This is a genomic window from Umezawaea sp. NPDC059074 (assembly GCF_042738955.1).
Lineage (GTDB): Bacteria > Actinomycetota > Actinomycetes > Mycobacteriales > Pseudonocardiaceae > Umezawaea.
Window position 1 is genome coordinate 1 of the sequence record NZ_JBHYHC010000075.1, and the last position, 24335, is coordinate 24335.

The window sequence follows — 24335 nt, forward strand, 5'->3', positions numbered from 1 at the left end:
CGGCGACGCCCCGGCGAACGCCCGGCTCCACCGGGCCCGCCTCGGCGCAGTCCTCGAAGTACCGCCCGCCGACGCCGTCCAGCAGCGGCGAGGCGGCGAGCAGCACCGACGTGGCCGCGCCCTGCTCCACGGTTTTCCACACGACCGCGTCGCTGGTCGCCTCGAACGCCTTGGGCGCGTCCGCGGTGGCCACGTCGCCGATGTGCCGCAGCAGGTTGGTGTGGATGCGGCCGGGGTTGAGGGCGTTCACCGTGATGCCGTCGGCGGCCCACCGCCGGTTCGCCTCGACCGCGAACAGGACGTTCGCGGTCTTGGACTGGCTGTAGGCGGCCCACTTGTCGTACGGGTGGCGCTCGAAGTTCGGGTCGTCGAACAGGAACTCGCCGTTGACGTGCCCGACCGAGCTGACCACGACGACCCGGCCACGAGCGGCGGCCAAGGCGTCGTGCAGGCCGACGGCCAGCGCGAAGTGGCCGAGGTGGTTGGTGGCGAGTTGGATCTCCCAGCCCTCCGGCGTGCGCGTCTCCGGCGGGGCCATCACGCCCGCGTTGGCGACCAGCACGTGCAGCGGCCCCGTCCAGCTCGCGACGAAGGCCGCGACGGACGCCCGGTCGGACAGGTCGAGCGGGGCCACGAGCACCGGCTTGCCCTCGGTGACACCGTCCGCGGCGCGCTGACCGGCGACGACGTCCCGGACCGCGAGGGTCACCTCCGCGCCCGCCCCCGCGAGCGCGCGGGCGGTCTCCAGGCCGATCCCCGAGGCCCCGCCGGTGACGACGACCCTGCGGCCGTCCAGGTCGACGCCCGCAACGACCTCCGCGGCGGTGGACCGGGCGTCGAACGGGGTGGTGAGGAGTTCCATGGCTCTCCCTCTCGTCTAAACTATCCGGAGTCGACTCCGGTTAATCTCCAGAGTAAGCGGAGTCGACTCCGGATAGCCAGCGGAGGAGACCCGTGCCACCCGAGAACACCCGTCCGCTGCGCGCCGACGCGCGGCAGAACGAGGACCGGCTGCTGGAGGCGTCCGCCCGCGCGTTCGCCCGCGACGGGTCGGAGGCGTCGCTCAAGGACATCGCCAAGGACGCGGGCGTGGGCATCGGCACGCTGTACCGGCGGTTCCCGACCAGGGAGCGGCTGATCGAGGCCACCTACCGCAACGAGACGGCCCGGCTGTGCGAGGCGGCGGCCGAGTCGCTGGAGACCTCGTCGGCACGGGACGCGCTCCGCGCGTGGATGGACGGCTTCGTCGACTACATGGCCACCAAGCACGGCATGGCCGAGGCGCTGCACGCCGTCCTCGTCACCCAGGGCGACCTGCGGATGCGCACCCGCGACCTGCTCACCGAAGCCCTGGCCACGCTCTTGGCGGCGGGCGTGGCGGAAGGCGCGATCCGCGCGGACGTGGACCCGGACGACGTGCTGATGGCGCTGGGCGGCGTGACGCTCATCGCGGGCGGCGCCGACCAGCGCGCCCTCGCCGGACGGCTGCTGGACCTGCTGCTGGCCGGGCTGGTCAGCCCATCGTCGTGAGGATCTGGCCGTTCCACCAGAGGTCGAGCTGCTCCAGCAGTTCGGGGCTGGTGGCGCTGGTCGAGATCAGCTGGCCGATCACCAGGGTCTTCGAGTCCACCCACCACAGCTGCCCCGTGCCGTCCTTGACGAAGCACGTGGTGAACTCGCCGGGCAGCGGCCCCGCCTCGGTGCGGTAGATCGCGGCGTAGTGCGTCGGGATCGTCACCGGACGGCACCCGCCCTGGCTGTCGTTGCGCGGGATGTTGTTGTCCTGCACCAGCTTGGCGAAGTAGGCGTCCTGCGAGGCCCGGTCGGGGAAGAGGCGGAACACGGCCTCGCTCGGCGGGTCGAACCGGCTGTCCTCGACGTTCGCCACCGTGCACCGGACCGTCGCCGACTCTCCCCCGGTGCCGTTCTCGCGCTCCTTGCACGTGGGGTTGCCGATGTAGACCGACGGCAGCACGCCCTGCAACGCGGCCACCGCCGGGTTGGGCGGCGCGGGCTTCGACGACGACGTGGTGGTAGTGGTGGTGGCCGTCGTCTCGACCGAGGTGGTGACGGGCTTGGTCGAGGTGGACGTGGGCGGCGGCGTGGTCGTGGTCTGCCCGCCCGCCTCCGTGTTCCCCTGACCCTTGATGATCAGCACGGTCACGACGGCCGCGATGATCACGGCGATCGTGGCGATGGCCCCGACGATCGCCGCCTTGTCCCGCCGCGTCGGGCCGTGCGGGTGGACCGGCGGCGAGGTGGGACGGATCGGCGGCTGCCCCTGCGGCGGAGTGGGGGCGGGCTGCCCTTGCGGCGGCGTGAACGGCGGCCCCGTGCGAGGCGAGAGCGGCTGGACCGGGGGCTGGCCCTGTGGCGGCGTGAACGGTGGCCCCGTACGGGGTTGGGTCGGCTGGACCTGCGTGGGTGGCGGCATCGGGAGCGTGCGGGGCGGCACGGCCAGGACGGCGGGGGCCTCGTCGACCGCCCGCGCGGCGGCGGACGCGAACGCCCCGGCCGTCGGGTAGCGCTGCTCAGGGTCCTTCGCCATCCCCTTGACGATCACCTCGTCCAGCGCGGGCGGCACGTCGGGGACGAAGTGCGAGGCGCGCGGCGGCGGCTCCTGCATGTGGGCCCAGATCTGGGCGGCGGTCGTGTCGCCGCCGAACGGACGGCGACCGGTGACGCTGGTGAACAGCACGCAGGCCAGCGCGTACACGTCCACCCGGCCGTCGACCGGGCCGCTGCCGAACCGCTCGGGCGCCATGTAGTCGAGGGTGCCGACGACGTCGCCGGACGCGGTGAGGTGCGTGGCCGTGGGCGACGAGCTGCGGGCGATGCCGAAGTCGACCAGGTACACGAAGTCCCCGGCGGCGACCAGGATGTTCGACGGCTTCACGTCCCGGTGCACGAGCCCGTCCGCGTGGGCGGCGTCCAGCGCGCTCGCGACCTGCTCGACGATCCGCACGGCCCGCCGGGGCTCGAGCGGGGAGTCGATCAGGTCGGTGAGGTCCTGGCCCTCGACCAGCCGCATGTCCAGGTAGAGGTGGCCGTCGATCTCGCCGTACGCGTGGATCGGGATCACGTGCGGCTCGCGCAGCCTGGCCACGATCCTCGACTCGGTCCGGAACCGCGCCCGGTAGTCGGCGTCGTCGTTGAACTGCGCGGACAGCCGCTTCAACGCCACGACCCGGTCGTGGACGGTGTCGTACGCGCGGTGCACCTCGCCCATGCCACCGCGTCCGAGCAGCGCCTCGATGCGATAGGGCCCGAAGGTCTCCGCCGTCATCGTTCTCCCGGATCCGTCCGCCACACAGCCATCGACGCAGATGGTAACCACCCGGTTCCCGCAGGAAGGGGCCCCTATGATCGCGGAAGGCGAGCGAGGGGGCGTGGATCATGGCGGGTGTCGCGGTGGTGACGGGCGCGGGGTCCGGCGTGGGCCGGGCGGCGGCGCGGACCCTGCTGGAGGCGGGCTACCGGGTGGCGTTGGCGGGCCGCAAACCCGACGCGCTGGCCGAGACGGCGTCCGGCGACGACGTGCTGGTCGTGCCGACCGACGTGACCGTCGAGGAGTCGGTGGTCGCCCTGTTCGAGGCCGTGCGCGAGCGGTGGGGCCGGGTCGACGTGCTGTTCAACAACGCGGGCACCAACGTGCGCGCGACCCCGGTCGAGGACTTCACCGCGGGCCAGTGGGCGAAGGTCGTCGACACCAACCTGACCGGCACGTTCCTGTGCGCCCGCGAGGCGTTCCGGACCATGCGCGACCAGGACCCGCAGGGCGGTCGGATCATCAACAACGGCTCGGTGTCGGCGTACGCGCCCCGCCCGAACGCCATCGCCTACAACGCCACCAAGCACGCCGTCACCGGCATCACGAAGTCGCTCTCGCTGGAGGGCAGGCGGTACCGCATCGCGTGCGGCCAGATCGACATCGGCAACGCCACCACCCCGTTGACCGAGCGCATGAGCCAGGGCGTCCTCCAGGCGGACTTCACCACCGCGCCGGAGCCGACCATGGACGTGCGGGTCGTGGCGGACGCCGTCCGCTACATGGCCGGGCTGCCGCTGGACGCGAACGTGCAGTTCATGACCGTCATGGCCACCGCGATGCCGCTCATCGGGCGGGGCTGACGCAGGTCACGGCGACCGCCTTGGGCGCGGGACCGGTCCCCACGAACCCGAAGCTGACCGTCCCGGCGGCCTGGATGAACCCGTTGTAGTCGACGTTCACGGCGTGCGCGGCCTTGCCCTTCTGCGTGATGACCGCGTTCCAGGTGTTCTGCACCTTCTGCCCCGCCGGGAACGCCCAGTCCACGGCCCACCCCTCGACCGCGCGCTTGCCGGTGTTGGTCACCACGATCGTCGCGGTGAACCCCTCGGCCCACGTGTCGTCGACGAACAGCTTCGCCGTGCACGAGGCGGGCCCCTGGTCCGGAGCCGCTTCGCCGACGGCGAGGTCGAACCGGTCGACCGAGTTCCCCGCGCCACCGCGCCACAGGTCGAACCCGGCCTCAACGCCGATCAGGTACCAGTCGGCCTTCACCCACCCGCGGTTGACCGCGTCCTTCCCGAACGCCCGGACGTCAAGGCCCGCAACGGACGTCACGTCCCCGACCCGCTCGTACGTGATCCGGTTCCGCCCGTCGGCCTTCTCGAACCACACGTCCCAGCTGGCCCCGGAAATCGGCAGCGCGCCCGCCATCATCATCCCGGCGGGCCGCGCCTCCCCGTTGCCGTGCAACCAGATCGCCAACTCGGCCCCGTCCACCGGCCCGTCCACAGCGGGCCGGCTGTGGAACCACACCGTGTACGCGGCCGCGTAATCTCCCTCGTCGGCCTGCGTGGTGACCAGGTCGCTGGTCAGCTCGGGCAACCGGGAAACCTGCACCGGCAACCCGCTGTTCTCCGAGCACACCCCGAGGTGGCAGCCTTTCAGCAGCGAGGGGGTAGCGGCCGGAGGCCCACCGGGAGCCCGGTCGTGCTCGGCGCTGTCGACCTTCAACGACTGGTCGCCGACGGTGACGCACTGCCCGGTCTCCACCCCGCCGACGACATTGGTACCGGCGAGGTAGTCGGCCCCACCGGCGGGCACGACCTCGTTCTTCCCGCACACCTGCGTGCCAGCGGCGGCCGACGGCAACGCGGCCATCAACACCAACCCCACGGCCGCGGCCAGCACGGTGCCGCACAACCCGATGGCCGCGATCGTGAGGGAAACCCGAAACGCCAACTGCGCCAAGGGATTGCTCATCACCGCGCTCCTCGGCAGACCCGAATCGTGCCCGATTGCCCCACACCGGGAGTACGGGGAGATCGGTCGAGCGGTTCAACCAAACCCCATCTGAGACCGTTCCCAGAAGATCCACAGGTCAGCCCCGCGTCCCACCTCAGGACGATCACCCGACCAAGACCACTCAGGCACCCGAGCAGACCAATCCCGATCGGGTGAAGCCCCCGTCACCTCCTCCGCAACCGGGCATCCCCCAACTCCGGCACCGCGGCGAAGTAGTTGTCCGCCGGATTGACCTCCCCGCCGGGCTCCACGATCGCGTCGATCCGGTCCAACACCTCACCCCCCAACACCACGTCCCCAGCCCCCAACAACTCCTCCAACTGCTCCGGAGTCCGAGGTCCGATCAGGACCGACGCCACCCCCGGATGCGCCAGCACGAACCCCAGAGCCAGGTGCGTCAACGACATCCCCGCCTCCCCGGCCAGCTCCGTCAACTCCCCCACCACCTTCGCCCGCACCTGGTTGGCCGGATCCCCCATGTCGAACACCTGCGGAGCCCCACCAGCCCGATGCCCCCGCCCAGGCTCAACCCGCCCCGACAACCACCCGCTGCTCAACGGCCCGTAGGTCACCACACCCATCCCGTACCGCCGCGCCACCGGCAGAACCCCGCCCTCCACCGTCCGGGTCAGGATCGAATACCGGGGCTGCTCCACCAGGAACCGCCGATACCCACCGACCGACGCCGCCCACTGCGCCTCGACGATCGCCGAGGGCGGGAACGTCGACGACCCGATCGTCCGGACCTTCCCCTCCCGCACCAGGTCCGTCAACGCCCCCAACGTCTCCGCCACGTCGGTCGAGTAGTCCGGCCGGTGCATCTGGTACAGGTCGATCCACTCCGTGCCCAACCGCCGCAGGCTGTCCTCCACCGCCCGTTTCACCCACCGCGCCGACCCGCCGCGCCGGTTCGGGTCGTCCCCCATCGGCAGGCCGAACTTCGTCGCGAGGACCACCGAGTCCCGCCGCCCCTTGAGGGCCTTGCCGACGATCTCCTCCGACTCCCCGTTCGAGTACACGTCGGCCGTGTCCACGAAGTCCACGCCTGCGTCCAGCGCCCGGTGGATCATCCGGACCGACTCGTCGTGGTCGGTGTTGCCCATCGCGCCGAACATCATCGTCCCGAGCGCCAGTCCGCTCACCGACATGCCCGTGCCACCAAGAATCCTGCGTTGCATGATCCAACTGTGCGCGGCCCCCGACACCTCCGTCCAACACCGGTTCCCTGCCGGGGTTACAGTCGGAACCTGTGACGCCTGAACTGCGGCAGCTCCGGTACTTCCTCGTGGTCGCCGAGGAGCTGAGCTTCACGCGGGCCGCCGCGCGCCTGCGGATCGCGCAGCAGTCGCTGTCCCAGCAGATCGCCGCCGTGGAACGCGCGCTGGGCGCCCGCCTCTTCGACCGCGACACCCGCGGCACGCGCCTCACCCGCGTCGGCGCGCTCTTCGTGCCCGAGGCCCAGGCCGTCGTGACCCGCGCCGACGAGGCCGTCGCGGCGATCGCCAAGGCGATCCGCGGCGAGTCCGGCACCGTCCGCCTGGCCTTCCTCACCACGGCGGCCAACCACCTGCTGCCCGCCGTCGTCCGAGCCGCCCGTGAACACCTCCCGGACGTCGAGCTGACCACGGAGGAGATCACCATCGCCCCGCTGGTCGACGGGATCCGGACCGGCCGGTTCGACGTGGGGTTCGCCCGGACGCCGCGGGTCGACGGACTCGCCACCAGGACGGTCGTCACCGAGCCGATCTGCGCGGTGCTGCCCGTGGGCCACCCGCTGGCCGACCGGACCGAACTGGTGCTGGCGGACCTCGCGGACGAGAACTGGGTGCTCACGTCGCCGGACTCGTGGGAGCCGTGGCACCGCGTCTACGCGGAGAACTTCCGGGCGGCGGGGTTCACCCCGAACGTCGTGCAGCGGGCCGCCGGCGTCCAAGGCCTGCTGGGGCTGGTCGCGGCGGGCGTCGGCGTGACCCACCTCGCGCTCTCCTCGCGCGACCTCCGCCGCTCCGGCGTCGTGTTCGTGCCGATGGCGGGCCAGACCACGGACACCGAGATGGTCTGGCTCCCGGACAACACCGATCCCGCCGTGCGCAGGCTGCTCGACGTCGTCACCGAACTGGCCGCCACCACCGACCTCACGGCGACGGGCTGAGCATCCCCGCGAGGGACTTCACGACGTGCCGCGCCACGGCGGCGTCACCGTCCACAGTGGCCTGGCGCAGCGCCGCCGCCGCGGTCACGTCGCCCGTGGCCAGGTCGTACAGCACGTCCGGTTCCAGGCGGAACACCACGTCGGGCGCGTGCGCCGGTTCGCTGCGGACCCCCAGCACCCCGTCGTGCGCGGCGAACGAGTAGAACTCCTCGTCCACCCGCAGCTCACCCGACAGGCCTTCGGGCAACGTGGTGACGCGGTCGACGGCCGCCGCCATCACCCACGCCGTCTGGAGGGTGTCGCCCTCCGCGCTCTCCGGCCCGTGGGCCAGCCCCCACGTCCGCAGCTCGCCCAGCACCCCGCCCAGCGCGCGGCCCGACTCGGTCAGCTCGTACACGGGAACGGACGCGGGCGGCGGCAGCGTCCGCCGGACGATCACCCCGGCGGCCTGCAACTCCTTGAGCCGGGCGGCGAGCAGGTTGCTGGGGATGCCGGGCAGGCCCGCGGCCAGGTCGCGGTGCCGACGCGGTCCCAGGGTCAGCTCGCGCACGACGAGCAGGCTCCACCGCTCGCCCACCACGTCCAGCGCCCTGGCGATCGAGCACTGCTGGCCATACCTCTTCATGCGCCCAGGGTACAAGAGTCCACCGGCAACTTCACTTAAAGATGTGCGCACTTGCTTTTTTAAACCATGCCTTCTACCGTTCGAGGAGCAGGTAAGACGACCGGTCGCATTGACCCCGTTAGAGGAGCAAGAGCATGTCCACCTACCGCGCGTTCCAGGTGTCCGGCCAGCGGAACTTCGCCCTGGTCGACCGAGAGCTGACCGACCCCCTGCCCGGCCAGGTGCGCCTGCGCGTCGAGGCCTGCGGCGTGTGCCACAGCGACCTCCTCGCCGTGCACGGGCTGTTCCGGCCGGACGCGAACACCCCCGTCGTCCCCGGTCACGAGATCGCCGGTGTCGTCGACGCCGTCGGCGCGGGCGTGACCGCGTGGCGGGTCGGCGACCGGGTGGGCGTCGGGTTCCTCAACGGCCACTGCGGCGAGTGCGAGCAGTGCCGTCGCGGCGACTTCGTGAACTGCGCCGACCAGCCGATCACCGGCACCGTCGTGGACGGCGGCTACGCCGAGGTCGCCTACGCGCGGGCCAGCGGCCTCGTCCGGCTGCCCGACGGCCTCGACCCCTTCGACGCGGCGCCGCTGCTGTGCGCGGGCCTGACCGTGTTCAAGGCCCTCCAGCAGGGCGGGAGCCGTCCCGGCTCGCTCGTCGCGGTGCAGGGCATCGGCGGTCTCGGCCACCTCGGCGTGCAGTACGCGGCCCAGCTCGGCTACCGGGTCGCGGCGATCTCGCGCGGCACCGACAAGGCCGAACTCGCGGCGCAATTGGGCGCGCACCACTACATCGACACGAACGTCCAGGACCCCGCCGCCGCGCTGCGGGACCTCGGCGGAGCCACGACGATCGTGGCCACGGCGGCGGCGGGCGACATCATGTCCGCACTGGTGCCCGGCCTCGCCCCTCGCGGCCACCTGGTCGTCGTCGGCGCGAGCCAGGACCCGATCGCGGTCTCGACGTCGGACCTGATCTTCGGCACGCGCAGCATCGGCGGCAGCCTCACCGGCAGCTCGATCGAGAACGAGGACAGCCTGACCTTCAGCCGGGCACGGGGAATCCGCCCGCTGAACGAGGTGCTCCCCCTGTCCGAGGCCCCCAAGGCGTTCGAGCGCATGATGTCCGGCGCCGCCCGCTTCCGCGTCGTCCTCGACACGGCCCGCTGACCGTGGACGCCCTGCTGGAGTTCGTGCTGGACGCGCACGGCGGCCTCGACCACTGGCGATCGCTCACGACCCTGACCGCCCGGATCACCTACGGCGGCCCGTTCTGGGCGGCCATGGGCCGACCGGACTTCGTCGGCGTCGACCGGGTGGAGGCCGACCTGAAGCGGCAGCGGTTCCACCAGGTCCAGGAGTCGACCGGCCGCACGGTCGTCCACGACAAGGCGGCGGACCTGGTGACCGTCACCGCCGCGGACGGCACGGTCCTGGAGGAGCTGCGCCACCCCAGGTCCACGTTCCCGAGGACGCTCGACACCACGTGGACGGTCGCGCAGGCGGCGTACTTCCGCAGCTACGCCACCTGGCACTACCTGGTGGAGCCGCACCTGTTCACGTGGGACGGGGTGGAGGCGCACGAGGTCGCCCCGTGGACCGAGGGCGACCGGACGTGGCGCGTCCTCAGCGTCACCTTCCCCGACACGATCGACACCCACAGCCGGACCCAGCGGTACTACTTCGAGGAAACGGGGCTGCTGCGCAGGATGGACTACGACACGGCGGTGGTCGGGGACGTCCCGGTGGCCCACTACGTCCGCGACGAGCGCACCGTCGACGGTGTCGTGGTGCCGACCAAGCGCCACATCCACCTGCGCCACCCCGACGGGACACCGGACCTGTCCTGGGTGTCCATCACGGTCGACCTCGACGACGTGGCACTGCGCTGACCCGCCGCGATGCCGGTGTGCTCCAGGTCGCCGCCGACTGGTGCCCGGCGCACAGGCGGCTCTCGTCGAACGCACAGGGCGGGCACAGTCGGGGACGTGAAGGTGGTCCTCACAGCCGACCACGAGGAGTGCGCGATGACCACGACCGAGCAGGCGCCCGTCCAGCAGGTTCCGACTCCGGCCCCGCCGTCGCGGGTCCGCAAGGGGATCATCGCGGCCGCCGTCGCGCTGGTCATCGCGGGCGGCGGTGGGGCCGTCGTGTGGGCCACCAGCAACTCCTCGGGGTCGTCGTCCGCCATCGGGCAGGCGCCCGCGGGCATGGGGCCCGGTGGCGGTGGCGACGCTCTCGCGGGCGTGGCGCACGGGGAGTTGCAGACCGGGACGGTCACCGCGATCACCAGCACGTCGGTGACCGCCGAGAGCACGGACGGGTACACGAAGACCTACGTGATCGACGCCGCCACGGTGTTCGCGGCCGCGGGTGGCGCGCCCGGTGCCGCGGCGGCCGGGACGGCGGCGGACATCGCCACCGGCGACACGATCACCGTGGTGGCCTCCACCTCCGGCGACACGTCGACCGCCGTGCGCATCTCCGAGACGGGCTGACCGTCCACACCGGACCGCCGGGAATTCGTTGGCGCGGACCGCGGCGGCGGGAGAGGATTCCCCGGTCGACCGGCGAACGAGGAGCGGACATGGCGGAGCACACCTACCGGGTCATGGTGCGGGGTCGGTTCACCGACCTCGACGAGGCCGGGCGAGCGCGGCTGCTCGCGGAGGTGGACCGGCACGCGCTGCTGACCGGCGGGTTCTCCGAGGAGGGCGCGCTGTCCTACGACAAGACGCTGGACTTCTTCAGCTTCCGCGTGCAGCTGCGGGCGACGGTGGAGGACAACGACCGGGCGGTGTGCGACCGGGGCCTGGCCGCCGCGGCGCGCGCGGTGGACGAGCTGGGCGTCGACTTCCGGGACCTCAAGGCATCGGCCACGGACATGGACCTGGTCAAGATCCGCCGCAAGTAGCGGTCAGAGGACTTCGACCACCACGGGGCCGACCCGCAGGACGCCGTCGTCCAAGGGCGCGCACCGCACCCCGCCGCGCCCGCGCAACGCCCGGTGCGCGCCGGGCGCCAGCACCCGGTCCATCCAGCCGCACGGGCTCGCGGGCCGGTAGGCCTGGAACCGGACCGGGCCGTCGCCGCTGTCCAGGCTGAACACGGCGCCCTCCCGCGTCCGCCCGGCGGCGAGCCCGTCGACCGGGAAGCCGCGCAGCACGACGTTGCGCCTCGGCAGCACCGGGTCGGGCACCGCGTCGAGGCCGAGTTCCTCGGTGATCGCGTCCAGCGACTCCGCGGCGAACACGGTGACGGACGCCTTCCGGTGCGCGGGCTTGCCGCAGTACCGGTCGCCGACCAGCCCGAGGCCCGCGCGCACCTCCACCCGGTCGCACGACCCGAGCAGCGGGTCGGCCCGCGGCCCGTCCTGCGGACGGCCCTCGTAGGCGTGCACCGGCGACACCAACAACGCCACGACCTGGACTTCCACCCGTCCGACGCTACACACGTAAGCTCGAGGACGTGCGAACCCGACCCACCCTCAGCTGGACGGCGACGGGCGCTCCCCTACCCCGCACGACCAGCCTGGACGAGGTCGCCGACGTCGTGGCCCGGCGCGGCGTGGTCGTGCTCAGCGGAGCGGGCCTGTCCACCGAGTCCGGCATCCCGGACTACCGCGGCGCGGAGGGCAGCCTCCGCCGCCACACCCCCATGACCTACGAGGAGTTCGTCGGCAGCCCCGAGGGCCGCAGGCGGTACTGGGCGCGCAGCCACCTCGGGTGGCGCACCATCGCGCGCGCCGAGCCCAACGACGGCCACCGGGCCGTCACCGCGCTGCGCGACCACGGCTTCCTGTCCGGCGTCATCACCCAGAACGTCGACGGCCTGCACCAGGCCGCGGGCACGCCGGACGCCGTGGAACTGCACGGCAGCCTGGACCGGGTCGTCTGCCTGGACTGCCGGGCGACCAGCCCGCGCGAGGACCTGGACCGCAGGCTGCGCGCGGCCAACCCCGCCTTCGAGGGCACCGCGACCCGGATCAACCCGGACGGCGACGTGGAGCTGGCCGACGACGTCGTCCGCACCTTCACCCTCGTCGCCTGCGACGCGTGCGAGACCGGCGTCCTCAAGCCGGACGTCGTGTTCTTCGGCGAGAACGTCCCGCGCCCCCGCGTCGACGAGTGCTACCGGCTCGTGGACGCGGCGGACGCGCTGCTGGTGCTGGGGTCCTCGCTCACCGTCATGTCCGGCCTGCGGTTCGTGCGGCACGCCGCCAAGACCGGCAAGCGGGTCCTGATCGTCAACCGCGGCGAGACGCGCGGCGACAGCTGCGCCACCGTCCGCGTGGACCTGCCGCTGGGCCCGGCGCTGACGGACCTGACCACCCGGCTGGGAGCCGCCACCCGTTGATCCGTTCCGCGGTCCTGGGCCTCGAAACCCTTCTAGGATCAGGACTGTGACCAACACCAGCGTGCACCCCGACTACCTCCACTACGACAAGGAGGTCGTCGCGCTCCCCGAGTCCGACGTGGAACTCTCGCCGGGACGCCTGAAGTGGTACGAGGTGCGGGAGGCGACCGCCGCCATCACCGAGAAGGTGCGCGAGGAGGGCCGGGAGTTCCTGCGCCACGAGGTCGCCGCCGGGGACCTGGCCATCACCGGGGACCTCGGCTACGTGATCCAGCACCTCTGCGGCGACAGCTTCTACTTCCTCATCGTCTGCACCTGGCGCAACAACAACGAGATGTGGCAGACCCTCTACGCCAAGGACGGTCACGACGCCCCGATCACCCGCGTCGAGTTCGGCCCGCACCGGCCGGTCGTCTGCGTGTGGGAGATGGGCGCGGTCCTGCACGAGCAGCGGGCGTGGATCCGCTACCTCAAGTCCACAAGGGACGATCGGGCGCTCGACGCGTGGCTGGAGGACCGCTTCACCGGCACGGTGTGAGCGCCCCTAGAGCTCGATGTCCCCGTGGCGTTCGGCCAGCGTCACGGCCAGGTCCGCCAGCTTCACGTTCAACCGCTGCGACGTCCGCCGCAGCACGTCGAACGCCTCGTCCGCGGTGATCCCCCTGCGGTGCATCAGGATCCCCTTGGCCTGACCGATCACGTCGCGGGTGTCGATGGCGCGGCGCAGCTGCTCGGCGTTCAGCTCCGCGGTCGTGTACGCCTGCGTGGCGGCCAGCGCCAGCGACGCGTGCGTCGCCAGCAGCAGCGCCGTGGCCCGGTCCTCCAGCGTGAACCCGCGGACCGTGCGGGAGTACAGGTTCAACGCCCCGGTCAGCCGGGGCGGGCGGGCGTCGGGCAGCAGCGCGGTGGACAGCAGCGACCCCATCCCGCGCGACGCCGCGGCGGGCCCGAACACCGGCCAGTTCGGGTCGTGGGCGAGGTCGTCGCTGTACGCCATCGCGGGCCCCGGCAGCCGGGCGGCGTCCACGCACGGCCCCTCGCCGGTCGCGTACTGGACCTGGTCCAGCTCGTAGGCCACCTCGTGGGTCTCGGCGGGTGTGGAGAACGTCCCGTCCGGGGCGCGCATGGTCACGCTCGCCACGGACACGGCCGGGATCGCCTTGGTGCAGGCCACGATGACCCGCTCCAACGCCTCCCCCACCGTGGTCGCGTCCAACAGCGACCGGGTCAGCACCGTGAACTGCTCCACCAGCGGGCTGCCGGCCGGTGACACGTCGGTGCTGGGCACCGGGGTCGACTCGGCCACCTGCCGGGCGTCCGCCACGAAGCGGTCCTTCTCACCGGCCCAGTCGAGCTCGTCAGCCATCGTCCTGCTGCCTTCCAAGGAAATGGAGGTCGTGGGAGACCGGTCGGGCTCGACACGGCGCGAGTCCACCGCATCGAGCCCGACCGACCGGGGCTCCGCAGCGCGCTGGCTGCTCAACGCACGCGTGACGCCCACGATCGAACCGGTGGCGAGACCACCGGAAGTGTCAGACGCCGCCGGATCTGGCGGCCGGGATGCGGGGGTCGCGCAGGGCCGCGCGGGCGTCGGCCACGGTGGGCCGGATCGTCAGCCGGTCGGCCACGCCGGTCACCTGGAGGGGCCGCAGCACCCGGTGCTGACCGGCCACCACGACGAACGGGATCCGCCGGATCTCGGCCCGCTGCGCCGTCTCCAGCACGATGGCGATGCCGTTCGACCCGAAGAACTCCACTCCGGACAGGTCGAGCACGAGCGCGGCGGGACGGTCGTCGATCGCGGCCAGCGTGCGGAGCCGGGTGGCCCCGGCCGAGGCGGCGTCGATCTCCCCGGTCAGGGCGAGGACGGTGGCTTCGACGGACGAGACGGGGGCGCTGGTCGGCGGTGACGCTTGCTGGGGCATGGGTGAGTCCTCTCCACGACGTAGAGAAAGACCAGCCGAGCTAGCTGTTGAACCCGAACCAATCTCCGACGAACACAAGTTCGCGGCGTTAACGATACAGGCTCCGCCGAACAGGGCAACCCGTGAGCGGTTCCCCACCCTGTCGGATTCCCCCGGACGTGGCGTTACGATGTCCGCCGCCGGTTGAGACACCAGCCGCGTCGGACCGCAATCGCCCACCGCGATGCGCTCCCCCGCGTGGGTGCGTGTCGCCGTCAGGAGTCGTCGGAAACGTGGCGCACCAGCAGACGGACCACCCGGCCTGGTCGGCGGAGACGCTCTTCGCCGGACCCGGTGACACGCTCGCCCGGCACCGGGCCCACGACTGGTCGGCCACCCCGCTGGGGCCGGTCGAGTCCTGGTCGGTGGAGCTGCGCTCCGCGATCCGGACCCTCCTGCCCTCGCGCGTCCCGATGCTGCTGTGGTGGGGGCCGACGCAGGTCCAGCTCTTCAACGAGGCGTACACGCAGGTGCTCGGCGACAAGTACCCCGAGGCGGTCGGCCAGCCGGGCGCGGAGTGCTGGGCCGAGGTGTGGGACGAGCTGGGGCCGCTGGTCGACGCCGTGATGGCCGGGCGCGAGGCGACCTACTCCGAGAACCACCTGCTGTTCCTGCACCGGCACGGCTACCGCGAGGAGACGTACTGGACTTACTCCTACAGCCCGGTGCACGACGAGCGCGGCGCGGTCGTCGGGATCTTCGTGGCGACCGCGGACGTCACCGCCCGCGTGCTGGGCGAGCGGCGGCTGGAGACGCTGCGGCAGCTCGGCACGCTGTCGGTGACCAGGGCCGACTCGGCGCACGCCTGCCGGGCGGCCGTCGACGTGCTGGCGGGCAGCCCTCGAGACCTCCCGTTCGTGGAGGTCCACCTGGACGGGCCGGGTCCGGTGGCCTCCTGCGGCGAGCCGGACGTGCCGGACCGCGCGGTGGTGCGGCGGGTCGCCGAGACCCAGCGGCCCGAACGGGCGGGCCGGGCGGTGGTGTTCCCGCTGATCGGCGCCGGACGGACGCTCGGCGTCGTGGTGCTCGGGTTGAGCCCGAGCCGGGTGTTCGACCACGCCTACGCCACGTTCGTCGAGCTGGTCGCCGCGCGGGTGGCCACGGTGCTGGGCGACGCCGTGGCCTACGAGGCGGAACGCGACCGCTCGCAGGCGCTGGTCGACCTGAACGCGGCCAAGATCCGGTTCTTCCAGAACGTGAGCCACGAGTTCCGCACGCCGTTGACGCTGCTGCTGGCCCCGTTGCGGAGCCTGCTGGACGAGCACGGCGACAGCCTGCCCGCCGGGCAGCGCGAGGCGATGGCGGCGGCCCACCGGGCGGCGCAGCGGTTACGGCTGCTGGTGGACGCGCTGCTGGACGTGGCGAGGGCCGAGGCCGACCAGCTGCACGCCCGGCAGGAGCCGACCGACGTGGCGGCGCTGACCGTCGAGTGCGCCAGCATGTTCCGCTCGGCGGCCGACCGGGCGGGGCTGGAGCTCGTGGTGGACGTCGACCCGACCGGCGTGGCCGTCGTCGACCAGGAGATGTGGGCGCGGATCGTGCTCAACCTGCTGTCCAACGCGCTGAAGTTCACGTCGAGCGGGTCGGTCGCCGTGGCGCTGCGCGAGTCGGGCTCGGACCTCGTGCTCAGCGTGAGCGACACCGGCGTCGGTGTCCCCGCCGCCGAGCAGGAGCGGATCTTCGAGCGGTTCCACCAGGTCGAGGGGATCACCGGCCGGAACCGGGAGGGCACGGGGATCGGGCTGTCGCTGGTGGCGGACCTCGCCGTCGCGCTCGGCGGGACCACCTCGCTGGCGAGCGAGCCGGGGGTCGGCAGCACGTTCACCGTCACGGTGCCCCGCCGTCCCGCGGGACCGGACGCGGCGCCGGTGCGCGTCGCCGTCGCCGAGCTGGGCGGGGCCTTCGTCGGCGACGCCCGGCAGTGGGAGCCGCCGCCGTCGGCGACCGGCTCGGACGACGTGGGCAGCCGCGTCCTGCTGGTGGAGGACAACGCCGACCTGCGCGACTACCTGGTCCGGCTGCTGGTCGGGCAGCACTGGTCGGTCGAGGCCGTCGGCGACGCGGAGGCGGCGCTGCGCCAGGCCCGCGACAAGCGGCCGCACCTGGTGCTGAGCGACGTGATGCTGCCCGGCCGCGACGGACTGGCGCTGCTGCGGGACCTGCGCGCGGACCCGGACCTCGCGCGCGTGCCGGTCGTGCTGCTCACCGCCCGCGCGGGCTCGGAGTCGACCGTGGAAGGCCTGCGGCACGGCGCGGACGACTACGTGGTGAAGCCGTTCGACCCGGTCGAGCTGATCGCGCGCGTCCGCGTCCACCTGGAGCTGGCGCAGGTGCGCGAAGCGCTGATCGTCGCCGGAGAACACCAGGTCAGCACCCTGCGCAAGGCGTTGGACACCCGCGACACGATCAGCCGGGCCGTCGGCATCACGATGGCGCTGCACGGCTGCGACGCCACCGCCGCGTTCGAGCGGCTGGCGGCGACGTCGAAGAACACCAACGTGAAGGTGCGCGACCTCGCGGTGGACCTGGTCGAGCGGTTCACCGCCGGGCTGCCCTAGCGATTTGTCCGACCGTGTCGTTTTCTGTCCGGTTGTGTCGATGACACGTAACAGGTCTGGACCATAGTGTCGGATGTTCCGCCGCCACGTCGAGGAGGACGAATCCGAGGAGAATCGACGTGAAGGTAACGAAAACGCGGTGGGCGGTCATCGCGACAGCGGTGTTGTCCGCCGGGCTCGTCAGTTCCCCGGCCACGGCGCAACCAGCGCCCGCCCCTGATCCCGTGCGGGCGCAGATGCTCGCCCAACAACCCCTGATCGCCGCCGCCGACATCGTCAAGGCGGAAGCGGAGACCACGGCCGGGTTCGCGGGCCTGGTGCTGGAGGACTCGCACGTCGAACTCTGGTGGAAGGGCGAGGTGCCCGACTCCGTGACGGCCGCGGTGAAGCGCGCGTCCGAGGTCGCGCCGGTCACCGTGTCCCCGGCCAGGTACAGCAACGCCGAACTGCGCGACGCCGCCAAGACCGTGGACGCGAGCCGCGGCCTCGGCTCGCCGGTGCACGCGGTGAAGATCCCGGCCAACGGCAGCGGGCTCGTGCTGGGCGCCTACCCGTGGAGCGACGCCACGGCGTTCACGGCGTCGCTCCACGTCGACGTGCCCGTCACGGTGGTCCACGAGGAACCGCTGCGGCCCGTGTCGCGGCGCAACGACGGCCCGCCGTGGAAGGGCGGCGCGACGATCGTGCTCGGCAACGCCGCGTGCACCTCGGGCTTCTCGGTGCGCAACGGCAACAACGACCGGTTCCTGCTCACCGCCGCGCACTGCGGCAACCCCGGCCAGCGGGTCACCGACCCGACGGGCGAGTACATCGGCACGGTCAGCGTCGAGCACTCCGACCACGACATCATGCTGATCCCCACCGGCAACGTGACGAGCCAGATGTACGTGGGCGGCGGCGACAGCAACTCCGTCGAGACCGTGCGCGGCTGGGGCGACGTCTACACCAACGAGATCCTCTGCCAGTCCGGTGTCACGAGCGCGGGCGCGACCGGCAACGCCGTGTGCAACATCAAGGTGCTGTTCTTCTACGCCGACCGCGAGGACCTCGTGGAGGGCGAGCAGATGAACGGCCAGCCCGCCGCGCGGCCCGGTGACAGCGGCGGCCCGGTGTACGGCCCGTCGTCCGCGGGCGGCGTGATCGCGAAGGGCACGGTCACCCGCACGGCGGGGTCCCGCATCGGGTTCCAGGACTTCCGCACGGCGAACCGCGACTTCGGCGTCTACATGCCGTGACAGCACCGGGGGTTCCACTCGACACGAGTGGAACCCCCGGCACAGCGGTCGGTCCTACGAGGACTTCAACCGGACCCGGCGCTCCTTGTCGTCGGCGACGGCCTTCGCCAGCAGCTCGAACTGGTCGTCCGGCAGCGTGCCCAACTGGCCCTGGAGACCGTGCTCCAGCAGCTGCTTCGCCAACGAGTTGTCGTTGAGCGTGCCCGGATTCCGACCCAGCAGCGCGTCCAGCTTGGAGTTCGCCGCGGCGGTGCCCTCGGCGGCCTCCGTGGCGCGCAGGTCGATGTACCGGAACACCTCCTCCATCGTCGGAGTGCCGCCCCAGGCGTTCTTCATCCGGTCCGTCAGCTGCATGTCGTCCTCGATTCCGTTGACGAGATCACCGATACCGCGATCCCGAAGGGTGACGTTCTTGTCGACCTGACCCGGAATTCCGGGCACGATTCCGGCCGAGGTGTACTGGTGGAGCGCGTCGTTCGGGTGCGACCAGCCCTGGAGGTCGCCCGGTCGCCCGTTGTAGACGGCGATCCACAGCAGCACGTTCTCGTCCGCCCAGACGTCCGGGTCGATCCACCGGCTCTGCCACCACGACAGCGAGCCGTAGACCAGGTGGCGCTGGACGCCGGTCTCCGCGCGCACCACGCGGATGTGCTCCCTGATGTGGTCGTTGAGGACCTGCGGCGACGGCCAGACCAGCCCGCCGCCCTCCCAGTTCTCCGCGTCGTACATGGGGGCCAGGGCCTCGTCGTTGAAGAAGCCGTGCTGGCGGGCGTTGTCCACGAAGTACTGGGCCTGCGCGGTGGCGGACACCCTGGGGTCACCGAAGTGGTAGCCACCGGGGGCGATCCCGGCCCCGCGCGCGCCCGCGGCCTGCTGGCCGCACAGCGGGTTCAGGTAGTTGACCTGCTGGCTCACCTTGATGCTCGCGCCGACGATCCCGTCGGCGCGCACGGCGTTCCAGTCGTTCACCGCGTTGTAGCTGGAGATGTCGATCAAATACTCGACAGGCATCGGTCACCTCGTCATCCGACCTGCGTTGGGGGGAGAAGGGTCGTGCGGAGGCGCAGGCGGGTCCGCGGTCACCGCTCGGGCGGTCCGTGGCACTCCGGTCACTCCTGACCTCGCAGCCGGTGGGACTGGCACGCCACCACCGGACACAGTTCGAACACTTGGAGGTGGGCAAGAGTACAACAAAGGCATAACGACGCCGAAGCGGCGCGCCCGAGTCCGCTCAGTCCCTGCACGGACCGGGGGTACCCCCAACGGCGACCGGTCGAACCGCACCGATCGGTCTGCCACCCGGATGCCGGAAGCCGATCACCCGGATGCCGGAGTTGCCACCCCGGCGCGAATATTCCACTGTGGACGGACATCGCGCACGGCGATCGCCCGTCGGTGGCACTCCACCGACGGGCGATCGGGTATCACCGACGACTCAGCCGACGCGCTCGATCCGGGCGCGGCGGATCAGGAACTTGCCGGGCTCGCGAACCTGCTCGAACGCGGCGTTGTTGAGCAGGGCGCAACTCCCGGACGCGGACGTGACCTTGACCGTGGTGGCCTTGCCGTTGTCGAGGTTGGTCACCTTGAGCGTGGTGCCGACCGGGAACTCGCCGCTGGACGCGGCCGGAGCGCCGCCCTCGCCGGACAGCGTCACCGTCGAGCCCGCGCAGACGACCTGGCCGACAGCACCGTTCGCGGGCTGCTCGGCGGCCGGTTGCGTCGCGGCCGGTTGCGTCGCCGCGGGCGGGGCGGTGGCGGCGGGCGGCGCGGGGGGCGCGGCCACGTCGCCGGTGCAGCCCGCGGCGGCCCGGCGCTGCTGGATCAGGTCCACGACGGCCTGCCGGTTGGCGATCCTGCCCTCGGACTGCGCGTCCGGGTTCGCCCGTTGGCCGGCGATGAAGTTCAGGTTGTTGCGCAGCGCGGTGTCCAGGCCGCCGCAGTCCTCACCGGAGCCCACGACCGCCGCCTTCGGGTCCTGCGCGGCGACCTGCCCGCCGCAGCCCGCGACCGCCCGCCGCTGCTGGATCTGGTCCACCACGGCCTGCCGGTTGGCGATCCGCGCGTCGGACTGCGCGTCCGGGTTCGCCTGCTGGCCCGCGATGAACGTGAGGTTGTTCTGCAACGCCGTGTCCAGCCCGCCGCAGTCCTCGGTGGCCGCGTTGCTGTTCGTCGTGCCGAACGCGAAGGCCGCCACCGCGATCCCCGTGATGGCCAGGACGGCGGCGGCGCCGATCGCCGCGCCCTTGCGATGCCTCGCTCGTCCGCTCAACGGTTTCTCCTCTGGTTGGCCCGACCGCTGACCGGGACTACGGACTCGCGGCAGAGGTGGTTCAACCACGTCAGGGCGCGTGACGTGGACCGATCGAGCTGCCGCCGACACCGGACCACACCACCCCCGAAGAAGGTCTAGACAAGTTACGGCTTACATCGTGACTTGAATAAAGACATGCAGTAACCTCGGCCGCAGCCGCCCGCCCCAGCGAAGGGATGTGTCGATGAGGACACGAGCACTCGCGTTCGACGGCTCGACGACCATCCCCCTCGCCTAGGGCACCACCCCTTCCCACCCCTGACCGGATCCGCGTCACCACCGCGGACCCGCAGTTCGACGACCGCGTGCCGCGCAGCGACCCTGCCGCGACGACACGCGAACCCCGCCGCACCCGAAAACCACGCTTCGCGAACCCCACCGCGTCGCCATGGGCTCCCTATCCTGAAAGCGAGCCGTTCATGCAGCTCTCCCCGAGCCGACTCCGCAGGCGCTTGAGCGTCGCGGGAGTCGCACTCGCGACCGTCGCGGCCGGACTCACGGTCGCCGCGATCGGCACCACCACGGCCGAGGCGACCGTCCTGCCCAACGGCTTCCGCAGCGTCGGGTACATGCCGTCCTGGTCCGGCAACGTCAACGCCATCCAGTACAACAAGCTGACGCACATCAACTACTCGTTCGCGCTGCCCAACTCCAACGGCACGCTCCAGGGCATCCCCGACCCCGGCAAGCTGTCCTCGCTGGTGAGCCAGGGCCACGCCGCGGGCGTCAAGGTCTCGCTCGCCATCGGCGGCTGGAACGACGGCAACGACTCCGCGTTCGAGGCGCTGGCGGGCAACTCCGGCAGCCGCACCACGTTCGTCAACGCGGTCATGGGCGTGATCAACCAGTACGGCCTCGACGGCGTCGACATCGACTGGGAGTATCCGGATCCGGGCCAGTCGGGCAACAACTACACGGCGTTGATGCAGCAGCTGAGCAGCACGCTGCACGGCCAGGGCAAGATCCTCACCGCGGCCGTGGTCTCCGAGGGCGGCACCGCGAACGGCGTGCAGCCCGCGGTGTTCAACGCCGTGGACTGGCTGAACATCATGGCCTACGACGGCGGCAGCCCGCACGCCAACTACGACTGGTCGATCGCGTCGGTCAACTTCTGGAAGAACCGCGGCCTGCCCGCCAACAAGGCGGTGCTGGGCGTGCCGTTCTACAGCAGGCCGACCTACCTGACCTACGCCGACCTGGTGTCCCGCGACGCGGCCAACGCGAACCGCGACTGCACCACGATCAGCGGCGTCCAGCAGTGCTACAACGGCATCCCGACGATCAAGCGCAAGACCCAGTGGGCCATGGCGAACGCGGGCGGCATCATGAACTGGGAGCTGTCGCAGGACACGACGGGCTCGACCTCGTTGGTCAACGCCATCTACGACACGGTCACCGGCGGCACCCCGCCCACCACGACCACCACTCCCCCGGCGGGCGGGCGGACCGGTCCCATCACCGGCATCGCCTCGAAGTGCGTCGACATCGCCGCGGCGGGCACCGCCAACGGCACGGCGATCCAGCTCTACACCTGCAACGGCAGCGCGGCCCAGCGCTGGACCGTCGGCACCGACAGCACCCTGCGCGCGCTGGGCAAGTGCCTGGACGTCACCAGCGCGGGCACCGCGAACGGCACGCCGATCCAGTTGTGGGACTGCAACGGCACCGGGTCGCAGACCTGGCAGTCCCAGTCCAACGGCACCCTGCGCAACCCCGCGTCGGGCCGCTGCCTGGACGTGACCGGCAACTCCTCCGCCGACGGCGCCCGGCTCCAGATCTGGGACTGCTTCGGCGGCGCGAACCAGGTCTGGCGCCTCCCCGCCTGATCATCACCTGATAACACGACCAGGAACGCCCGGCTGGACCTCCAGCCGGGCGTTCCCGCGTTCTCGCAAGCTCCACTGTGGATCGACCTGGTGGGAGCCGGACAGCGAGGCCTACTGGAGGCCGTTCCTCATGGCCGTGAGCAGCTCGCCGTTGGTCGTGTCACCCGAGAGCTCCCAGGCGAACGCGCCGCCGAGGCCCTGGGTCTTCGCGTAGGCCATCTTGCCCGCGATGGTGGACGGGGTGTCGTAGCTCCACCACTCGGTGCCGCACTTGGCGTACGCCGTGCCCGCGACCGTGCCCGTCACCGGGCAACGGGTCTTGAGGATGCTGTAGTTCTCCATGCCCGCCTCGTCCCGGCCGGGAGCCGCGCCGGTCGCGGTGCCGCCGGGGGTGGCCTGCGTGACGCCGGTCCAGCCGCGGCCGTAGAAACCGATTCCCAGCAGCAGCTTCGCCGACGGGACGCCCTTGCTCTTGAGCTTCTGGATCGACGCGTCGGAGTAGAACCCGGCGGACGGGATGCCGGTGTAGGAGGTCAGCGGCGAGTGCGGGGCCGTCGGGCCCTGCGGGGACCAGTCGCCGAAGAAGTCGTACGTCATGACGTTGTACCAGTTCACGTACTGCGCGGCGCCCGCGTAGTCGGCGGCGTCGATCTTGCCGCCCGCGGTGCCGTCCGCGGTGATCGCGGAGGTGACGAGGTTGTTCGCGCCGAAGCGGGTGCGCAGCGCGCCCATCAGGTTCTTGTACGCCGCCGCGCCGCTGGTGTCGCAGCTCAGGCCGCAGGAGTTGGGGTACTCCCAGTCGATGTCGATGCCGTCGAACACGTCGGCCCAGCGCGGGTCCTCGACGAGCTTGTAGCAGGAGTCCGCGAACGCGGCCGGGTTCTGCGCCGCCTGGCCGAAGCCGCCGGACCAGGTCCAACCGCCGAACGACCAGATCACCTTGAGGTTCGGGTTGAGGCGCTTGAGCTTGCGGAGCTGGTTGAAGTTGCCCGCCAGCCCGGTGCCGGTGTCGGCCACACCGTCCACACTGGACGCCGCGTCGAACACCATGTTGTAGTCGGCCTCCGGGTCGCCCACGACGCACTTTCCACCGGTGACGTTGCCGAACGCGTAGTTGATGTGCGTCAGCTTCGACACCGAGCCGGAGGTGGCGATGTTCTTGACGTAGTACGGGTGGTCGTAGATGCCCCAGTTGGTGAAGTAGGCCAGGTTGACCTTGCCGCCGGGCTGCGGCGGGGTCGACGTCGTGGTCGTGGTGACCGGGGGCGTCGTCGTGGTGGTCGTGGTGGTGGTCGTCGTCGTGCTCGTGGTCGTGGTGGTCGTCGGCGGGGTGCCGCCGCTCTCGCAGGAGGCGCCGTTGAGCAGGCAGCCCGTCGGGGCGGCGAACGCCCCGGTGTAGTTGACGTTGAACCCGAACTCCACCGACGCGCCGCGCGCCACGGCGCCGTTCCAGGTGCTCTTGACGGTCACCTTCTGGCCCGCGGTCGTGTACGAGCCGTCCCACAGCGAGACGACCTTGGCGCCCGCGGGGAGGGTGAACTCGACGGTCCACGACGTGATCGCGGCACTGCTGCCGTTGGCGATCCGGTAGCTCGCGCCGTACCCGGTGCCCCAGTCGGACCCCTTGGTGAAGGTCGCCGACAGCCCTCCCGCGCCCTGCGCGGGGGTGACGGCCAGGCCGAGGATCATGGTGAGCGCGGCGACGAGCAACGCTGGGAGTTGCCAGCTGATCTTGGACATCGATCTCCTAGTGCGAACCGGGCGGCGACCCAGGTGTGCACCGTGTGGTCCAGACCATTGTCCGGTCAAGGCGCTCACCGGCTTTGTCGCTCGAATGGCGCAACGACGAGCGGCAATTAGGAACGCACGATCGTTTCAGAATGACGAATTACCAGGCCGTTCGGCGTATCGGGAATGCGGTCCGGTTCGTCCGTTTCAGAAATGCGAACACCGGGTCACTCGGGACGCCATTGTTCCCCTAATTCCCCGGAAACGCGAAGTTGCGGCCCCGCCGCCGACGCGGGGGAC

At 71.5% G+C, this 24335-nt stretch carries 23 protein-coding genes; 12 read left to right on the top strand and 11 right to left on the bottom strand.

Going from position 1 to position 24335, the window contains the following annotated elements:
• Window positions 1-862, bottom strand: an 862-nt coding sequence (locus ACFWW9_RS28890; protein WP_390384347.1) for an SDR family NAD(P)-dependent oxidoreductase, incomplete at its 3' end; no start/stop codon positions are given.
• 92 nt (window positions 863-954) lie between these two features.
• Between ACFWW9_RS28890 and ACFWW9_RS28895 the strand changes: the two genes are divergently transcribed.
• A complete protein-coding gene (locus ACFWW9_RS28895) occupies window positions 955-1530 on the top strand; it encodes a TetR/AcrR family transcriptional regulator (protein WP_390384349.1) in 576 nt (191 codons plus the stop codon).
• Here ACFWW9_RS28895 and ACFWW9_RS28900 read toward each other — a convergent pair.
• Window positions 1514-3286 (bottom strand): protein kinase, encoded by a 1773-nt coding sequence (locus ACFWW9_RS28900; protein ID WP_390384352.1) that lies wholly within the window; start codon window positions 3284-3286, stop codon window positions 1514-1516. The genes ACFWW9_RS28895 and ACFWW9_RS28900 overlap by 17 nt on opposite strands.
• A 110-nt stretch (window positions 3287-3396) precedes the next feature.
• Here ACFWW9_RS28900 and ACFWW9_RS28905 point away from each other — a divergent pair, with 110 nt between their 5' ends.
• Window positions 3397-4131 carry an SDR family oxidoreductase gene (locus ACFWW9_RS28905; RefSeq protein ID WP_390384354.1) on the top strand — a complete coding sequence of 245 codons (735 nt, stop codon included), beginning with the start codon at window positions 3397-3399 and terminating at the stop codon, window positions 4129-4131.
• Here the strand turns inward: ACFWW9_RS28905 and ACFWW9_RS28910 are convergent.
• Both ACFWW9_RS28910 and ACFWW9_RS28915 read right to left on the bottom strand, forming a co-directional pair.
• Complete coding sequence (locus ACFWW9_RS28910; protein ID WP_390384357.1) at window positions 4115-5251, bottom strand: cellulose binding domain-containing protein; 1137 nt, start codon at window positions 5249-5251, stop codon at window positions 4115-4117. The two genes, ACFWW9_RS28905 and ACFWW9_RS28910, sit on opposite strands and share 17 nt — an antisense overlap.
• A gap of 206 nt (window positions 5252-5457) precedes the next feature.
• Window positions 5458-6471 carry an aldo/keto reductase gene (locus tag ACFWW9_RS28915; protein WP_390384359.1) on the bottom strand — a complete coding sequence of 338 codons (1014 nt, stop codon included), beginning with the start codon at window positions 6469-6471 and terminating at the stop codon, window positions 5458-5460.
• A gap of 71 nt (window positions 6472-6542) precedes the next feature.
• Between ACFWW9_RS28915 and ACFWW9_RS28920 the strand changes: the two genes are divergently transcribed.
• Complete coding sequence (locus ACFWW9_RS28920; protein WP_390384362.1) at window positions 6543-7445, top strand: LysR family transcriptional regulator; 903 nt, start codon at window positions 6543-6545, stop codon at window positions 7443-7445.
• Here the strand turns inward: ACFWW9_RS28920 and ACFWW9_RS28925 are convergent.
• On the bottom strand, window positions 7429-8070 hold the full coding sequence (locus ACFWW9_RS28925; RefSeq protein ID WP_390384364.1) for a winged helix-turn-helix transcriptional regulator: 642 nt from the start codon (window positions 8068-8070) through the stop codon (window positions 7429-7431). The two genes, ACFWW9_RS28920 and ACFWW9_RS28925, sit on opposite strands and share 17 nt — an antisense overlap.
• Window positions 8071-8204: 134 nt before the next feature.
• Between ACFWW9_RS28925 and ACFWW9_RS28930 the strand changes: the two genes are divergently transcribed.
• The 4 genes from ACFWW9_RS28930 (at window position 8205) to ACFWW9_RS28945 (ending at window position 10968) form a co-directional block, all read left to right on the top strand.
• Window positions 8205-9224, top strand: a complete 1020-nt coding sequence (locus ACFWW9_RS28930) for an alcohol dehydrogenase catalytic domain-containing protein (protein ID WP_390384366.1) — start codon at window positions 8205-8207, stop codon at window positions 9222-9224.
• Between the two features lie 2 nt (window positions 9225-9226).
• A complete protein-coding gene (locus ACFWW9_RS28935; RefSeq protein ID WP_390384368.1) occupies window positions 9227-9946 on the top strand; it encodes a hypothetical protein in 720 nt (239 codons plus the stop codon).
• Between the two features lie 96 nt (window positions 9947-10042).
• A complete protein-coding gene (locus ACFWW9_RS28940) occupies window positions 10043-10552 on the top strand; it encodes a hypothetical protein (protein WP_390384370.1) in 510 nt (169 codons plus the stop codon).
• 89 nt (window positions 10553-10641) lie between these two features.
• Window positions 10642-10968, top strand: a complete 327-nt coding sequence (locus ACFWW9_RS28945; RefSeq protein WP_390384372.1) for a DUF6204 family protein — start codon at window positions 10642-10644, stop codon at window positions 10966-10968.
• Window positions 10969-10971: 3 nt separating this feature from the next.
• Here the strand turns inward: ACFWW9_RS28945 and ACFWW9_RS28950 are convergent, their stop codons facing one another.
• Window positions 10972-11490, bottom strand: coding sequence for a molybdenum cofactor biosysynthesis protein (locus ACFWW9_RS28950; protein ID WP_390384374.1), 519 nt, complete (start codon window positions 11488-11490; stop codon window positions 10972-10974).
• Between the two features lie 32 nt (window positions 11491-11522).
• Here ACFWW9_RS28950 and ACFWW9_RS28955 point away from each other — a divergent pair, with 32 nt between their 5' ends.
• Together ACFWW9_RS28955 and ACFWW9_RS28960 are read left to right on the top strand one after the other, a co-directional pair.
• The gene (locus ACFWW9_RS28955; RefSeq protein WP_390384376.1) at window positions 11523-12410 is read left to right on the top strand and encodes an NAD-dependent protein deacetylase; all 888 of its coding nucleotides are present in this window, start codon (window positions 11523-11525) and stop codon (window positions 12408-12410) included.
• 46 nt (window positions 12411-12456) lie between these two features.
• Entirely contained in the window at window positions 12457-12948 is a 492-nt protein-coding gene (locus tag ACFWW9_RS28960) for a hypothetical protein (protein WP_390384378.1), read from the top strand.
• 6 nt (window positions 12949-12954) lie between these two features.
• On the opposite strand, the gene ACFWW9_RS28965 is transcribed toward ACFWW9_RS28960, so the two are convergent.
• Together ACFWW9_RS28965 and ACFWW9_RS28970 are read right to left on the bottom strand one after the other, a co-directional pair.
• Window positions 12955-13776, bottom strand: coding sequence for a GAF and ANTAR domain-containing protein (locus tag ACFWW9_RS28965; protein ID WP_390384381.1), 822 nt, complete (start codon window positions 13774-13776; stop codon window positions 12955-12957).
• 166 nt (window positions 13777-13942) lie between these two features.
• Window positions 13943-14335 carry an STAS domain-containing protein gene (locus ACFWW9_RS28970; RefSeq protein WP_390384384.1) on the bottom strand — a complete coding sequence of 131 codons (393 nt, stop codon included), beginning with the start codon at window positions 14333-14335 and terminating at the stop codon, window positions 13943-13945.
• 272 nt (window positions 14336-14607) lie between these two features.
• On the opposite strand from ACFWW9_RS28970, the gene ACFWW9_RS28975 reads away from it, so the two are divergent.
• Together ACFWW9_RS28975 and ACFWW9_RS28980 are read left to right on the top strand one after the other, a co-directional pair.
• Window positions 14608-16932, top strand: coding sequence for a response regulator (locus ACFWW9_RS28975; RefSeq protein WP_390384387.1), 2325 nt, complete (start codon window positions 14608-14610; stop codon window positions 16930-16932).
• A gap of 119 nt (window positions 16933-17051) precedes the next feature.
• Complete coding sequence (locus ACFWW9_RS28980; RefSeq protein WP_390384389.1) at window positions 17052-18167, top strand: trypsin-like serine protease; 1116 nt, start codon at window positions 17052-17054, stop codon at window positions 18165-18167.
• A 54-nt stretch (window positions 18168-18221) separates the two neighbouring features.
• Here ACFWW9_RS28980 and ACFWW9_RS28985 read toward each other — a convergent pair whose 3' ends face one another.
• Both ACFWW9_RS28985 and ACFWW9_RS28990 read right to left on the bottom strand, forming a co-directional pair.
• On the bottom strand, window positions 18222-19178 hold the full coding sequence (locus tag ACFWW9_RS28985; RefSeq protein WP_390384391.1) for a glycoside hydrolase family 25 protein: 957 nt from the start codon (window positions 19176-19178) through the stop codon (window positions 18222-18224).
• A 424-nt stretch (window positions 19179-19602) separates the two neighbouring features.
• On the bottom strand, window positions 19603-20226 hold the full coding sequence (locus ACFWW9_RS28990; RefSeq protein WP_390384431.1) for a hypothetical protein: 624 nt from the start codon (window positions 20224-20226) through the stop codon (window positions 19603-19605).
• 674 nt (window positions 20227-20900) lie between these two features.
• Here ACFWW9_RS28990 and ACFWW9_RS28995 point away from each other — a divergent pair.
• Window positions 20901-22307, top strand: a complete 1407-nt coding sequence (locus tag ACFWW9_RS28995; protein ID WP_390384393.1) for a glycosyl hydrolase family 18 protein — start codon at window positions 20901-20903, stop codon at window positions 22305-22307.
• A 111-nt stretch (window positions 22308-22418) separates the two neighbouring features.
• On the opposite strand, the gene ACFWW9_RS29000 is transcribed toward ACFWW9_RS28995, so the two are convergent.
• Window positions 22419-24047, bottom strand: coding sequence for a glycosyl hydrolase family 18 protein (locus ACFWW9_RS29000; protein WP_390384395.1), 1629 nt, complete (start codon window positions 24045-24047; stop codon window positions 22419-22421).
• Window positions 24048-24335: the final 288 nt, after the last annotated feature.

What these genes read in the sequence shown, in the direction of transcription:
- ACFWW9_RS28900 (WP_390384352.1), bottom strand. Translation starts at nt 3,286, where the DNA reads ATGACGGCGGAGACCTTCGGGCCCTATCGCATCGAGGCGCTGCTCGGA.
- ACFWW9_RS28905 (WP_390384354.1), top strand. Translation starts at nt 3,397, where the DNA reads ATGGCGGGTGTCGCGGTGGTGACGGGCGCGGGGTCCGGCGTGGGCCGG.
- ACFWW9_RS28910 (WP_390384357.1), bottom strand. Translation starts at nt 5,251, where the DNA reads ATGAGCAATCCCTTGGCGCAGTTGGCGTTTCGGGTTTCCCTCACGATC.
- ACFWW9_RS28915 (WP_390384359.1), bottom strand. Translation starts at nt 6,471, where the DNA reads ATGCAACGCAGGATTCTTGGTGGCACGGGCATGTCGGTGAGCGGACTG.
- ACFWW9_RS28925 (WP_390384364.1), bottom strand. Translation starts at nt 8,070, where the DNA reads ATGAAGAGGTATGGCCAGCAGTGCTCGATCGCCAGGGCGCTGGACGTG.
- ACFWW9_RS28930 (WP_390384366.1), top strand. Translation starts at nt 8,205, where the DNA reads ATGTCCACCTACCGCGCGTTCCAGGTGTCCGGCCAGCGGAACTTCGCC.
- ACFWW9_RS28945 (WP_390384372.1), top strand. Translation starts at nt 10,642, where the DNA reads ATGGCGGAGCACACCTACCGGGTCATGGTGCGGGGTCGGTTCACCGAC.
- ACFWW9_RS28965 (WP_390384381.1), bottom strand. Translation starts at nt 13,776, where the DNA reads ATGGCTGACGAGCTCGACTGGGCCGGTGAGAAGGACCGCTTCGTGGCG.
- ACFWW9_RS28970 (WP_390384384.1), bottom strand. Translation starts at nt 14,335, where the DNA reads ATGCCCCAGCAAGCGTCACCGCCGACCAGCGCCCCCGTCTCGTCCGTC.
- ACFWW9_RS28985 (WP_390384391.1), bottom strand. Translation starts at nt 19,178, where the DNA reads ATGCCTGTCGAGTATTTGATCGACATCTCCAGCTACAACGCGGTGAAC.
- ACFWW9_RS28995 (WP_390384393.1), top strand. Translation starts at nt 20,901, where the DNA reads ATGCAGCTCTCCCCGAGCCGACTCCGCAGGCGCTTGAGCGTCGCGGGA.
- ACFWW9_RS29000 (WP_390384395.1), bottom strand. Translation starts at nt 24,047, where the DNA reads ATGTCCAAGATCAGCTGGCAACTCCCAGCGTTGCTCGTCGCCGCGCTC.